Origin of the sequence: uncultured Prevotella sp. (assembly GCF_946407605.1) — a bacterium.
Taxonomy (GTDB): domain Bacteria; phylum Bacteroidota; class Bacteroidia; order Bacteroidales; family Bacteroidaceae; genus Prevotella.
The window spans coordinates 1-13,909 of sequence record NZ_CAMJOS010000022.1 but is presented as its reverse complement, the minus strand read 5'-3'; the positions used below and the strand labels follow the sequence as shown (position 1 = coordinate 13,909).

Annotated in this window: 8 protein-coding genes and 1 tRNA gene; 3 read left to right on the top strand and 6 right to left on the bottom strand. The window is 51.5% G+C overall.

What is annotated here, in order from left to right:
- Positions 1–271: 271 nt before the first annotated feature.
- From Q0R57_RS09970 to Q0R57_RS09945, 6 genes are read right to left on the bottom strand one after another with little or no spacing between them, the layout of a single operon-like run.
- Positions 272–943, bottom strand: coding sequence for a Crp/Fnr family transcriptional regulator (locus Q0R57_RS09970; RefSeq protein WP_294746866.1), 672 nt, complete (start codon positions 941–943; stop codon positions 272–274).
- Between the two features lie 11 nt (positions 944–954).
- Positions 955–1,881, bottom strand: a complete 927-nt coding sequence (locus Q0R57_RS09965) for an FAD:protein FMN transferase (RefSeq protein ID WP_294746960.1) — start codon at positions 1,879–1,881, stop codon at positions 955–957.
- 6 nt (positions 1,882–1,887) lie between these two features.
- The gene (locus tag Q0R57_RS09960; RefSeq protein ID WP_294746863.1) at positions 1,888–2,589 is read right to left on the bottom strand and encodes a DUF6048 family protein; all 702 of its coding nucleotides are present in this window, start codon (positions 2,587–2,589) and stop codon (positions 1,888–1,890) included.
- Positions 2,546–3,034, bottom strand: coding sequence for a DUF6452 family protein (locus Q0R57_RS09955; RefSeq protein ID WP_294746860.1), 489 nt, complete (start codon positions 3,032–3,034; stop codon positions 2,546–2,548). The genes Q0R57_RS09960 and Q0R57_RS09955 overlap by 44 nt, the downstream gene beginning before the upstream one ends.
- Positions 3,031–3,969: a glycosyltransferase family 2 protein gene (locus Q0R57_RS09950; protein WP_294746858.1), complete on the bottom strand. Its 939-nt coding sequence runs from the start codon at positions 3,967–3,969 to the stop codon at positions 3,031–3,033. The genes Q0R57_RS09955 and Q0R57_RS09950 overlap by 4 nt, the downstream gene beginning before the upstream one ends.
- A gap of 15 nt (positions 3,970–3,984) precedes the next feature.
- Positions 3,985–4,518: a DUF4199 domain-containing protein gene (locus tag Q0R57_RS09945; RefSeq protein ID WP_294746855.1), complete on the bottom strand. Its 534-nt coding sequence runs from the start codon at positions 4,516–4,518 to the stop codon at positions 3,985–3,987.
- A 279-nt stretch (positions 4,519–4,797) separates the two neighbouring features.
- Here Q0R57_RS09945 and Q0R57_RS09940 point away from each other — a divergent pair.
- From Q0R57_RS09940 to Q0R57_RS09930, 3 genes are all read left to right on the top strand, one after another.
- Positions 4,798–4,871 (top strand) — tRNA-Thr (locus Q0R57_RS09940).
- A gap of 107 nt (positions 4,872–4,978) precedes the next feature.
- Complete coding sequence (locus tag Q0R57_RS09935; protein WP_294746853.1) at positions 4,979–9,460, top strand: cellulosome protein; 4,482 nt, start codon at positions 4,979–4,981, stop codon at positions 9,458–9,460.
- Between the two features lie 5 nt (positions 9,461–9,465).
- A complete protein-coding gene (locus Q0R57_RS09930; protein ID WP_294746851.1) occupies positions 9,466–12,426 on the top strand; it encodes a sugar-binding domain-containing protein in 2,961 nt (986 codons plus the stop codon).
- Positions 12,427–13,909 lie beyond the last annotated feature (1,483 nt).

Genomic DNA, 13,909 nt, shown 5'->3' with positions numbered 1-13,909 from the left:
GAACACATTTTTCGTGGTCAAAATAAAAAAGGGGCGCATCCAGATATCACATCGGTTGCGCCCCTGTCAGTACTAAAAGCAAACAATAACCTAAAAAACAAACCTATGGTATTTCTATTCTTTTGTTGATGCAAAGATACGGAGTTTCAACGAGTTACACAAATAGAAAACCCTAAACCTATAGGGGAGTTTCCCTATTCTTGCGAGGAAAATCCCTACGGGTTTCATCAATACGATGAAACCGAAAGGCACAGAAAGTAACGGAAAGGCCTTACATTAAAAGGTGTTCGAGTGATGGTATCTCGATGATACCGCGACGAAGATGCAACAGACCTTCTGTCTGCAAGGCGTTAAGCACCCGAGAGACATCCAGACGACTGTCGCCCACCTCCTGGGCCAACTGTGTCATCAGCATACGAAACTGTTTCGGACCGGCAGGATAGAGACAGTGGTCTACGAAAAAGCGGATGATGCGCTGACGGAGGGTCTCAGGACTACGGCGCCAAGGCTGGCGACCCCGTCGCTGGGACTGGGTGGACAGCAGATTCAGCAGGTTGAGACGGATAATAAAGAAGTCCTCAAGAAGACGCAACACCTCGTCTTTGGAGAGGGTGATAAAATGGCATTCCGTTAGCGTAGAAACAGTGCAGGTGTATTGCGGATGGGCTCCGAAAACGGCTTCGGGCTGCAGGAGCCAAGGGGCTGACAGCTGTTCTATGACGGAATAGCGGCGATCGTCACTCATCGTGGTGAGTGACAAGCGTCCGTCAATCAGGAAATAGAGCTGACTACATGGTTCTCCTTCACGAACAACAGGCTTTCCCTCTGGCAGTTTCAGGAATCCGAACTTGGTCTGACCCGTGAGTTGCAACAGCTCGGCACGGCTCAAGCCCTGGAATAAAGAAAACTGCAGGAGACTGTCGTAGAGACGGAAGGAGTTCATGGTGCTACTGATTATAATTCACAGTCTAAGGTCTCAGAACGCCATACCGACATCTGTCCTGACTCATCGCTATATATCAGATAGGCCTTCAACTCGGGATGACTGTTAAGCACAGCCTGGGCACTGTCAAGACCCAGCACCATAAACGAGGTGGCATAGGCATCGGCAGTGGCACAGTCGGCAGCCACCACGGTCGCCGAGAGAAGACTATGCTGCACGGGATAGCCTGTGCGGGGGTCGATGGTATGGGCATAGCGCTGACCGTCCTTATAATAGAAGTTGCGATAGTTGCCGCTGGTGGCTATGGCGCAGTCGGTGATACTCAGCACCGTCTGGAGGTCGCCATCCTCGGGGTTCTCCACAGGTTTGTTGACACCGATATGCCAAGGCTGGCCTTTGTCGTTATGTCCGCTCAGCACAACCTCGCCACCTATCTCCACCATGAAGTTCTCGATACCATGAGACCGCAGCAGACGGGCCACCACATCACAGCCATAGCCTTTGGCAATGGCGCTGAAATCCATCTGATCACGTATCTTCAGCAGACTGTCAACCTGTTGGGGCGTAGGCAACTGGTCATGTTTGAAGCCAAAGCCCCAGGCATTGACCAGCGGAGCCACATGGATATCGAAGGCGCCATTGGTCTCCTTGTTAACGGTCTTCGCCAGCTCGAAAATCTCGCGGAACATGGCGGAACGCTCCACTGTAGAGTCGCCGCCGTTGATGCGGGCAACAGTTGACTGGGGGTTAAACATCGAAAACTCACCATCTACCTTCTGCAACTCGGCCTCGATCTCAGCCTGCAGGTCGTCGGCATACTGATAGGTGATGTTATAAATGGTGCCAAACACCAAGTTGCTGTTCTTCTGGAACGCCGCCTTTTCCGTGCAGGATACCAGAAGCAACAAACCAAAACCGATAAACAGGAACCTCCTCATCATATCTTAAATATCAATGCTGACATTGAAAGTGGCACCCAGATTCGACGTGTCCTGTATGCCATAGCCCGGCACATACCACGTCTTACCAATGATGCCGTCGTCGTTGGATAAGCGGTTGCGATAACGCACACTCCATCCCAGATGCAGCGGACCCACCAGCTGGGCATCGATGCCGAAGAGCACTTCGGCCCAGTGTTGCGAGCAAGCCACATCCGACACGTCGTAATACGTGGTGTTTTTCCATACCGGGTCTTCAAAGGGCGAACGGTTTACATCCACCTTATAACTGGTATAGGCATAGCGCACACCTACATAGATGCGGTTGTTAGCATGTTTGTTCTTCGCGATATTCACATCGACACCCACACGGAAATAGGGGGCACTGGTCTTGTAAGTGATATGCGTCACCTCATCATCCACATGATTGGCCTTGCCAACACCCAGCTCCACAATGGGGAAATACTGGTCGTGAAGGTTGAGTCGCAGTGCTGCCTCATATTGTCCGTAGTCACCAAGCTGCATCTGAGCCAGACCCACCAAGTCGGCAGAGACGGCAAAACCCCGGAAGAACGGGATAGAGTCCTGCTGCAGCTTCAAGAAGCCCTGAGCCGAGGCAGAGAGCAGCGACAGGTGGAAGACGATAAGCGTCACCAGCCACAACTTACTTCTTGAAATGAATGTACAGATGCTTGACCGACGAGTCATAGGTTACTGATGAATTATTAATGATGATTGTATCGATGGCTTCATGGGTACTCCTCACATCGGTGATCTTGTGGAAGTAGCGAACGGCACAGTCCACTGATTCGAAGTGGGGAATATCTTCCTTGCTGATCCACACCGTGTCGACGTCGAAGTTCTGTAAGGTATCGACAGTCAGGAAAATCAATGTATCCTGAGGTCCCTGATAGCTTGTTGGCAAACTAAAAGAGCGGACATTAACCCCACGATTATACAACAGGGTGTCATCACCGTCGGCACGACGCGACCACACCCAGAGAGTATCATTCAAGGTGTCAGCCACCTCTTCACCATTCTGATATTTCATCACAGCATAGTTGACCGCTACCGTATTCTCGATAGGACACTCTATACTGGAGCAGGCCACCAGCACAACAGAGAGGATAAGCAGAAGGAACAGACGTCTCATCCTATCTTCTCTTCTATTTGATAGTCATTACGTACATTCGACGTACGGCTGATAAGGTCGCCAAGGAAACCTGCCAGGAAGAACTGCGTACCCAGAATCATCATGGTCAGCGAGAGGTAGAAGAAGGCAGAGTCGGTGATCCACAGAAGACCGAACACCTTACCTACTGCCAACAGGAAGGCGGCAAAGAAACCAATGAGGAACATGATGGTGCCCAGGAAACCGAACACATGCATGGGCTTCTTGCCAAAGGTGCTCAGGAACCACAGCGTCAGCAGGTCAAGATAGCCATTGACAAAGCGGTTCCAACCCATGAACTTTGAGGCGCCATACTTACGGGCCTGGTGCTGTACCACCTTCTCCCCTATCCTACCAAAGCCAGCCTGCTTAGCCAAATAGGGAATGTAACGGTGCATCTCACCATAAACCTCGATATTCTTCACCACATCGCGGCGATAGGCCTTCAGGCCGCAGTTGAAGTCGTGCAGGTTATTGATACCGCTGACGGCACGGGCCGTAGCATTGAAGAGCTTCGTAGGCAGCGTCTTCGACAGCGGGTCGTAGCGCTTCTGCTTATAACCCGACACCAGGTCATACCTCTCTTCCTTAATCATACGGTACAGCTCGGGAATCTCGTCGGGAGAGTCCTGAAGGTCGGCATCCATCGTAATCACCACATCACCCTGGGCCTCGGCAAAGCCGCAATAGAGGGCGGGACTCTTGCCGTAGTTGCGACGGAACTTGATACCCTTGACGCATGACGACTTTGCCTTGAGGTCGCAAATCAGCTCCCAAGAGCGGTCGGTAGAGCCGTCGCTAATGAAAATCACCTCGTAAGAGAAGTGATGCTCGTTCATCACACGTTCTATCCAAGCAAAGAGCTCGGGAATCGACTCTTCCTCATTATAAAGAGGTATTACTACTGATATATCCATTGTTCTTTGTATTTTTTACTTTTTTACTTTTCTCTGCACCAGCGCAGCAATAGGCACGCCCAACATGACGCCTACCATCAGGAGCGTCGTCAGCATTTCCAGTGCAAAGTCGATGGGACGCATCGTCTGCAACACATGAAGACTCTCGTTGACCTGATCTGACATGCCCAACTGCTTGATCAACTCCGCATTCTGGGGTTCTGACATCATACCGGTAATCACCGACAGCATATAGCCGTGATCCAGATAGGCCAGATAAGCATACTGGGCCAATGCAAACAGCAGACCGCCATAGAAGAACATCAGCGAGACGTAGGCCCAGCCACGAAGAAACGAGATGGTGCCTTCAAGACCCTCATCACGGAAACGACGCAGGCGAACCCCCACAAAGACTGGCGTCAGCACGATGGCAAGCAATGCCAGAAACCCGTAGGTGGGCGAGGTAAGACCTACGATATAACACGCGAAGGCTACTACCAGCATCAGGGCCAGCAGGGCTCCGTCGATGCGGGCAAAAGCCTTCAATTGAATGTATTCTGGTGCTGTCACTCCTAAACAATTTACTATTTCGCTGCAAAATTACGCATTTTCCCGCACATAACGTGGCCAAGGTCTTAAAAAATAGTTAAAAATTCAAAGGCGGGAGCAAATTCTTCACTCTACACGCTTCACTCTTCACTTTTTTTCGTACCTTTGCACCCGCTTTCGGAGGAAAGCATACATATCATGGGCAAGTCCTGTACGACCAGCTCCCTCGGAATCCTCCAGGATGGGAACATAGCAAAGGTACTTGGTTGTAGCGGTGCGATATAGATCGCTTGCCCACCCGCCTCTTTAGCTCAGTTGGCCAGAGCACGTGATTTGTAATCTCGGGGTCGTTGGTTCGAATCCGACAAGAGGCTCAAAAGGATTGGCGAAAGCCAATCTTTTTTTATTTAAATAATTTGTATCGTATCGTTTTTTTTCCTACCTTTGCACCCGAAAACTACTTATTACAACAATAACTGACATGAAACTACTAAAAACATTATTCAGCCATGCCACGACATTTGGCTTCGTGGCTCTTCTTTCTTTAGTAACGGAACCCCTTACCCTGAATGCCCAGCGGATGCAACAGCCACTGGACCGAGGTGTCGTTGCCGTAAACCGCTCTGGCAGCTCCATCCGCAGTGTCACCTCTTCGGGCGGGACAGGCAGCCTTATCTCTTGGCGCAAGCTGGCACAGGAACCGGAAGGCACCACCTATAATATATATAAGCGGACGGCGGGCTCTGCGGACTATACGAAGCTAAACGACACACCGCTGAAGGTAACCAACTACAAACCCACATCACTCACCAACAACACAGAATATGCCGTAACGGCTATCAGTCCAGAAGGTGTGGAGGGAGCTATGAGCAAGCCGTTCCTCTACAAGACACAGCCCTGGCCCAACGTCTGGCTGAACATCAACTTCGACAATAGCGTGATTCAGCGCAATGACTATCGCACCAAGTTCTGCTGGCCTATGGATACCGATGGCGACGGCGAATACGATGCCGTGGTTGTGGACCGTCTGTATGCCGGTGCAGCATCTGGTGAGGAGGATACCGAGAATACCGCCACCACAAGCCATAAGATTCAGGCCTACCGTTTCACCGGCGAACTGCTATGGACGGTAGATATGGGACCCAATGTTAATATCAGTGCCGGACAGAACGACATGGTGGTGGCATGGGACATCAACTGCGACGGACGCTGCGAGGTAATGATCAAAAGTAGCGACGGCACCCGTTTCTGGGACAAGCAGAACGAGACGTGGGGAAAATACGCCATGGGCAGCAGCGTAGCCGACGTCGATGGCGACGGCATCGTGGACTATCGTACGCAAACGGCGAGAAACCGTCCGTTCTATATCAGTGTCATCGACGGACTGACAGGCGAGGAGATTGCTGCCAGCGAACTGAAATACAACGAGGTACACGATGGCAGCGACAGCTACACCCGTACCTCGAGACCAAACTATATGAGTGACGGCTACTCGGCTATGGACGGACACTTCGCCATCTGTTATCTGGACGGCATCCATCCCTCGCTGGTGATGGAGTGTCTGGATCGCGACAACAACAAGACGCACCATAACTACGTCTTTACATGGGACTACGACTGGACCGACGGCACACCTACCAACTGGCACCACTCTCACACCTGGAGCCGTAACGACAAGAAACCCTGGCCTGCCGAGTTTCATCAACTGCGTGTGGCCGACGTTGATGGCGATGGTACCGACGAGATGATACAGGGCGGCTATTCGGTGAATCCACACACGGGATGGTTTGCCAGTGCGGGCATAGGTCACGGAGACCGCTATGTGTTGAGCGATATTGACCCCGATCGTCCAGGACTGGAGGTCTATGCCATACAACAGAGCGCCCTGCTGGGTCAGCTGCTCTATGACGCACGCACCGCAGAGCATATCAAGGAGTGGTATCTGCCATCGGTCTATGATGTAGGCCGCGGCACCTGTCTCGATATGGATGCCTCGCACAAGGGTTATGAGATACTGAGCTATGCCGACGAGTATGTCTATGACTGCAAAGGAGAAAAGACGGGACAGACACGTAGCGGCTCGATGTACGAGGGCTGCTGGTGGGACGGAGACCTGCAGCGCGAATGGCTCAACTCGCCTGGCGGTAGCGGATGGGGCACCAACCTCATGGTGTCGAAGGTGCTGGGTGACCGATTGGCAGAGTTCTCGCAGGAAAGCAACTGGGCCACACATGCTGCCACCGGTACGCGTCCGGCATTCATGGGCGACATCATCGGTGACTGGCGCGAGGAGGTGCTGCTGGCCAAACAGGATGACAACGGATGTACGGGACTCGTGGGATATACCACTGCCATGCCCACCAGCTATAGCATCTACTGTCTGCAGCAAGACCCACACTACCGCGGCGACTGCACCACCCGCGGCTACTATCAGCACCCCAACACGGGCTTCTATCTGGGTGGCGATATGCCTATGCCACCACTGCCGCCTGTCTTTGTGGCCGATGTGCGCAACCAGATGGTCAGTGGCAAAAGCGTGATGTTCGACCTTCAAAACGCCAACGGCTCTGTCTTCGACGTGAATGGCGAATCTCCGACCACCCTTTACCTGATGAATCCTCGTGGTCACGACTACGTGTTCAAGGGTACGGGCACAACGGGCAACGGCCAACTGATCAAGTCGATGCAGGGAACGGCGACGTTCAACTGTAATCTTGGACATACTGGTAAGAACCTCATTAGTGAGGGCACTCTTATCGTTAACGGAACCATTGCCGGGCCCGTGGAACTTCGCGCCCGCGGCACCCTGAGTGGTAATGTCGTACTGAAGGACACTATCACCTTCGAGGGAGCATTGAACTACGAAGGCTGCCGACTCAAGACTGTCAGCAGTCACATCACATCGAAGAAGAGCATGACCCTCCCTGGCAATGTATATTTAGAGGTGGATGCAAGTCTGCTCTATCCCGATGGAGGTGACGGTAAGCCGATTCCTGCTTGCTTCGGTCTCATCGTGGAGGGCGACCTCACCTTCAAGAATACCAACTACCTCACCGTCAACCTGGGCAGTCAGGAGGCTGCTGACTATGTGGTGGCCGAGTGTACGGGCACGCTGACCTGTGATGTGACGAAACTGAAGACCCGTGGCTTGGAGGGCATCAACTACGACCTTGTGGTGGTTGATGGCAAGAAACTCGTGCTGAAGATTCACGCCACGCGCGCCCCTATGCAGAATGTCGTCTGGACAGGTGCCGAGAGCAAGTTGTGGGACTATAAGGCCCAAAACTTCAGCATAGGCGGAGGTTCTGCCTCCGCACCCCCGACCTCGTTCGTCTCAGGCGATGCCGTCGTCTTTAATGCGCAGGGGCAGCAGAAGAACGTCACCGTCAACGAGATGATGGTTACCAACGGCGTTTACTTCGACAGCGGAAAATACACGCTCTCTGGCGAGGGTGGCATCAGCGGCGAAGGTGGCATCACCATCAACAGGAATGCCGACGTGACACTCAACATGAAGTATAGCGACTATACGGGTAAGACCATCGTTAACGGCGGTACGCTTACAGTACCCAACTTCTACGACGGTGGACAGAAGAGTGCACTCGGCGCTGCCACCGCCGCCAAGGACAACCTGCTACTGAACGGCGGTACGTTGGTGCTCTCGAAAGACAACATGGGTACCGACCGACAGATTACTATTACCGACACAGCCACCATCCGCATCACCCAAGCCAACAGTGCCCTCTCGCTGAAAGGGGCCGTCAGCGGTACGGGTTATCTCGTGAAGGATGGTGCCGGACAGCTGAACTTTACTTACGGTGGGGCAAATAACTTCGCAGGACTGATTGTCAAGAAAGGTATCGTGGCACAGGGTAGCTGGAACGCCACCTTCGGCAAGAGCGGCTCACCCATGCTGCTGGCTGGCGGCGAGGTACATCAGTTGGATGTCAACAGCACCTCTACCGTACCAACCTTCAACCATGTGGTCACCATTCAGGAAGGTACCAACAACAAGATTGTGGGTTCTTCGCGCGGTAAAATCAATGGTAGCGTGAAGGGCAAGGGTAACCTGACCATCGTATCGAAATACGTACGCTGCGATATCGGACTGAACTTCAAGGACTACGAGGGCACTCTCACCGCTTCTGGCAGTCAGTGGCGACTGATGAGCAACGTTACCGACATGTCGAAGGCGACACTCAAGGTGGATGCTGCCACCAACATCGCACACTATGCAAGCGGAGGCGGCAACCAACAGACTGCCACACTGAAGATTGGCGCCATCGCTGGTACTGCTACCGATGGTGTGCTCGAAGGACAGACCACCTATCAGATAGGCTATCTAAACAAGGATATGACGTTCTCAGGACTCTTCAAGGGCAAGGCGGTCACCAAGGAAGGCACGGGCCGACTGACGCTGAAGACCGCAGGAAGCACTTCACCTATCACTGTCAATGGCGGCACGCTGGAACTCAGCAACACCTCATCGACTGCTATCACCACAGGATTGGTGATAGTGGGTGCAAAAGGTATCATCACAGGTACGGCAACTGTTCAGAACCTCACACTGACGAAAGGAGCTACTATACTCTGTCAGTTGAAAGCCGCCAGCAACACCTGTCTCACGGTAAAAGGCAACCTGAAGCATGATGGTGATACCATCCTCGTGGAGATTCCTGCCAGTCGTCAACTACAGGTGGGCGACGAGATTACCGTCTTCAAGGTCAACGGCACTCACACAGGCACTTTCGTTCTGAAGGTCGATGCCGAAGGAGCCGACTATGAGTTCGACACCTCTACATTGCTCTCCGATGGTACCCTTCGTGTCACGGCTGTTGTCGATGCCATCAATAGTCCCGTTGTCGATGCACATTCTAGTGTGACTTACGACATCTCAGGCCGCAGAATCTCAGAACCAACAAAGGGCGTTTATATCAAGGGTGGTAAGAAATACAGGAAGTAGGCAAAATGAAAAAGCGGATTCTTTTCTATATGCTGCTGGTGCTCGCCATGAGCATGGAAGCTGCAGAGCGACAGAAAATATGTTTCAACGCAGACTGGCGACTGCAGGTGGGCGATTTCACCGAGGCTGCGAAGCCTGAGTTCGACGACAGTCAGTGGCAACGGGTGACACTACCCTATGCCTTCAACGGCAACGAGGCTTTCCGAAAGGATATTGTCAATCTCACGGACACCGTCTGTTGGTATCGTAAGACGTTCACGCTGACGGAGGCAGACACCAAAGGAAAAATGTTCATTGAGTTCGAAGGTGCACGACAGGGTGCTGACGTTTGGCTGAACGGTCAGAAGGTAGGCTTCAGCGACAATGGCGTGATGGCTTTCGGCTTCGACCTCTCACCTTATGTGAAGGCTGGCCGTAATGTCATGGCTGTGCGCTGCGACAACAGCTGGCAGTATCGTGACCGCGTGCTCAACAGCCGTTACCAGTGGAACGACAAGAACTTCAATGCCAACTACGGCGGTCTGCCCAAGAATGTCTGGCTGCACAAGACGGGCAAGCTCTACCAGACGCTGCCGCTCTATAGCAACCTCGGCACGACGGGCACCTACGTCTATGCCACCGATTTCTATTATACAGGACTTCGGAAAGATATTCCTGTTGCCACCATTCATGCCGAGTCGCAGGTGAGAAACGATGACGTAAAACCCCATACCTTCAGGATGGGGATGAGAATGTGCGACCATGAAGGCCAGATGCGGTTCTTCACGATGTCTGATGTCGTCACGTTGCAACCTGGCGAGACGGGAACGGTATCGGCTGCCCAGACCTCTTCCCCTCTGCATCTGTGGTCGTGGGGCTACGGCTACCTATATACCGTTGAAACATGGCTGATAGAAAACGATCAGGATTTTGACAATGTTGTTACCCGCACAGGCTTCCGCAAAACGCGTTTCGGTGAAGGTAAGATTTGGCTGAACGACCGCGTAATGATGGTGCATGGATACGCCCAGCGCACATCAAACGAATGGCCAGGTGTGGGTATCTCGGTGCCTTCCTGGCTCAGCGACTATTCGAACGGCCTAATGGTGGAGAGCGGCGCGAACATGGTGCGCTGGATGCACGTCACGCCGTGGAAGCAGGACATCGAAAGCTGCGACCGTGTAGGATTGCCACAGGCCATGCCTGCCGGTGATGCCGAGAAGGATGTGGAGGGTGCCCGCTGGCAACAACGCACGGCTCTGATGCGCGACGCTATCATTTACAACCGTAACAACCCCTCGATTCTGTTCTATGAATGTGGCAACGAAAGCATCAGTCGCGAACATATGTTAGAGATGAAAGCCATTCGCGACAAATATGACCCTCACGGAGGACGCGCCATCGGCAGTCGTGAGATGCTCGACATCAATGAGGCGGAGTATGGCGGTGAGATGCTCTACATCAACAAGTCTCATAAGCACCCCATGTGGGCAATGGAGTACTGTCGCGACGAGGGACTACGTAAATATTGGGATGAGCAGAGTTACCCCTATCATAAAGAGGGCGACGGCCCACTCTATCGCGGAGGACCCGCCTTGGAGTATAATCATAACATGGATCAGTTTGCCGTGGAGATGGTGCGTCGCTGGTACGACTACTGGCGGGAACGTCCTGGCACAGGCACACGTGTCTCAAGCGGTGGCGTAAAGATTGTCTTCAGCGATACCAATACCCACCATCGCGGCGAGTCAAACTACCGCACCAGTGGTGTCACCGATGCCATGCGCATTCCCAAAGATGCTTTCTTCGTACATCAGGTGATGTGGGACGGATGGGTAGAGCCGGAAAAAGAAAGGACGTATATCGTAGGGCATTGGAACTACGAAAGCGGTACACAGAAACCTGTCTATGTGGTGTCCACAGCCGATTCCGTCGAGTTGTTCCTTAATGGCAAATCACTTGGCAAAGGAAAGCAGAGCTATCGCTATCTCTTTACCTTCGATAGTATTACCTTTGAGCCCGGTGTGCTCGAAGCCGTAGGCTCTGACGGTAGCCGTTTCAAGCTCGAGACGGTGGGCGAACCGTATCAATTAAAACTCACAGCTATCGAGAATCCTGAAGGTACTAAAGCCGATGGTGCCGATATGGTGCTCTTCCAAGTGGAGGTCGTAGACAAACAAGGCAGACGTTGTCCGTTGGACAATCGCATGATTCATTTCGAGCTCAATGGTGAAGGACAATGGATAGGCGGTATAGCCACAGGACGAAACGACAATTTTGTCGGTGCTATGTCGCTGCCAGTAGAGTGCGGCATCAACCGTGTGCTGGTAAGAAGTACGGTGAATGCAGGCGATATCAACCTCTCTGCCTATGCCGATGGTGTGAAACCGGCATATCTGTCGGTGAAGAGTGAAACTGTTGACAAAGAACACTATCAGCCACAACTTACCCTCAAAAGTCACCTTAATCGAGGAGAGACACCACTCACTCCATCATACACAGAACAGGCACGAGGTATAGAAATCGCTTCTGCCACAGCTGGTCACGACAGTGAGCACGCCATTAACAGCTATGATGACAACGAACTATCTGAATGGAAGAATGACGGACGGCTCTCTACTGCCTGGATTACTTATAAGTTAACAGAGAAGGCTGCTATCGATGATATCTGTCTTAAGCTCACGGGCTGGCGTCTGCGCAGCTATCCATTAGACATCTATGCTGGCGACCAACTCATCTGGAGCGGCGATACAGAACGTAGCCTCGGCTATATCCACCTCACTCCCATGCGACGTGTAGTAACTGACGAAATCACCATCCGGCTACGCGGCGCTGGCAAAGACAAAGATGCCTTCGGTGGCATCGTTGAGGTGGCAGAACCAGCTGCTGGGGAACTCGACCTGTTCAAAGCCGCCAAAGGAGCCGAGACCAAGAACGAACTACGCATAGTAGAAATAGAATTCATTGGTAAACAAACAGAAAGGTAAAAAAGATTACCGGACATCAGTCGTACTTCCCATAGTGTAGCCATACTCTACCCATACTCTACCCATACTGAATGAGTAAGCCTAGAGTATGGCTAGAGTATGCCTAGAAGCAGCCTAGAGTATGGCTAGAGTATGGCTAGAAGCTGTATAACAACGAAGTATAAGGGTCGGAGAATGATCACTCTCTCCGACCCCCTGATTTATGTGTTGTAGCTTCTGGCCGTCGTCGCCGCCAGAGCTATGTCGTTCTTATGTCTCATATTCAATTATCCTATTCTCCAGTTCTCATATACGTCATGATAGACCTCTATTGGTCTATCTATGACTATATGTCCCTATCTATAGGGATAGGGACTATATCGTATATAGTCCTTATAAAGCAACTATCGGTAAATCCCGAACTCCAATATCATTTGCAAAGGTACGAATAAGCGAGTAAAATACCAAATTTCTTCACTCATTTCTTTTTTTTAGCGGTGTTCAGGCGAGTAAACTCGGAGTCTTTGAGTATTTTCGAGCGGGAGTACCTTCGAGGCGTAGCCTCAGAGGTAGTGCAAAATTTCGATTAAGCGAAGAGAAAGCAAATAAATTTGCATTCTTGAGCGTAAGAAATTTATCTAAACCGAGCGAAAAACCAATTTTTTTTGAACTTTTTATACCCTTTGCTTCATTGCTTGTTATTGTCTGAATTCTGCGTAAATTCGCCTCGAATTCTGCGTGCAAACTATCACTCTGGTATGCAGCTCTGTGACCGACGTCATCTTACACCCGTTCCGACGTCATCTTCGGGTGTTTCCGATGGCATCTACGACTCGTTCCGATGATACTTTACCCCCCTAAAGTATCATCGGAACGACCGCAAAACACCATCGGAACGGATGAAAGGAACGTCAGGAAAGACCCAAAAGTGACTGCCCTCACCTTTCACCTTTCTTGCGTCCCGTTCTTATTTTAGGAAGTACATCACAGTGGGTCAATGAAAAAGAGGAGGAGGTAGCAAAGCTATCCCCTCCTCTTTCTTGCGTCCCTTCGGTTCTTTCGTCCCTTCGGTAGAAAGCGGCAAAGCCGAGCGGCAAGCGAGCATAGCTCGAGCGCACCTTTATATTAAGTAGACCTATAGCCGGCCATCTTTATGAGCATTCTGACCATTGTGACCATAATGTCCACCACCTGCTACGTCATTGAGCTCCTCATCGTTGAGCTCCACTTTCTTCTTTTTCTCTTCTTCTTTCATAATTGTAATGTTTAAAATTTATGAGTATAATTTGCCTGCAAAGATACTTCTTTTAGAGTGAACTTCCAAACTTTTTGCCAATTTTCCTGGGGAACAGCCCTCAGCTATTCTCCCTTCACCTTTCAACTTCCTTCAGCCATCAGCCTTCTATATATCAACTGTCCCCATGGCATATGCTATTGTAAAGAGCCAGTCCTTTTACCGTCAGCAGGTATTTCTGGCGAGGGTGACGGGGCGAATCAGGATATA

Coding starts and splice junctions, on each gene's coding strand:
- Q0R57_RS09970 (WP_294746866.1), bottom strand. CDS start 943: ATGAACTCCTTCCGTCTCTACGACAGTCTCCTGCAGTTTTCTTTATTC.
- Q0R57_RS09965 (WP_294746960.1), bottom strand. CDS start 1,881: ATGAGGAGGTTCCTGTTTATCGGTTTTGGTTTGTTGCTTCTGGTATCC.
- Q0R57_RS09960 (WP_294746863.1), bottom strand. CDS start 2,589: ATGACTCGTCGGTCAAGCATCTGTACATTCATTTCAAGAAGTAAGTTG.
- Q0R57_RS09955 (WP_294746860.1), bottom strand. CDS start 3,034: ATGAGACGTCTGTTCCTTCTGCTTATCCTCTCTGTTGTGCTGGTGGCC.
- Q0R57_RS09950 (WP_294746858.1), bottom strand. CDS start 3,969: ATGGATATATCAGTAGTAATACCTCTTTATAATGAGGAAGAGTCGATT.
- Q0R57_RS09935 (WP_294746853.1), top strand. CDS start 4,979: ATGAAACTACTAAAAACATTATTCAGCCATGCCACGACATTTGGCTTC.
- Q0R57_RS09930 (WP_294746851.1), top strand. CDS start 9,466: ATGAAAAAGCGGATTCTTTTCTATATGCTGCTGGTGCTCGCCATGAGC.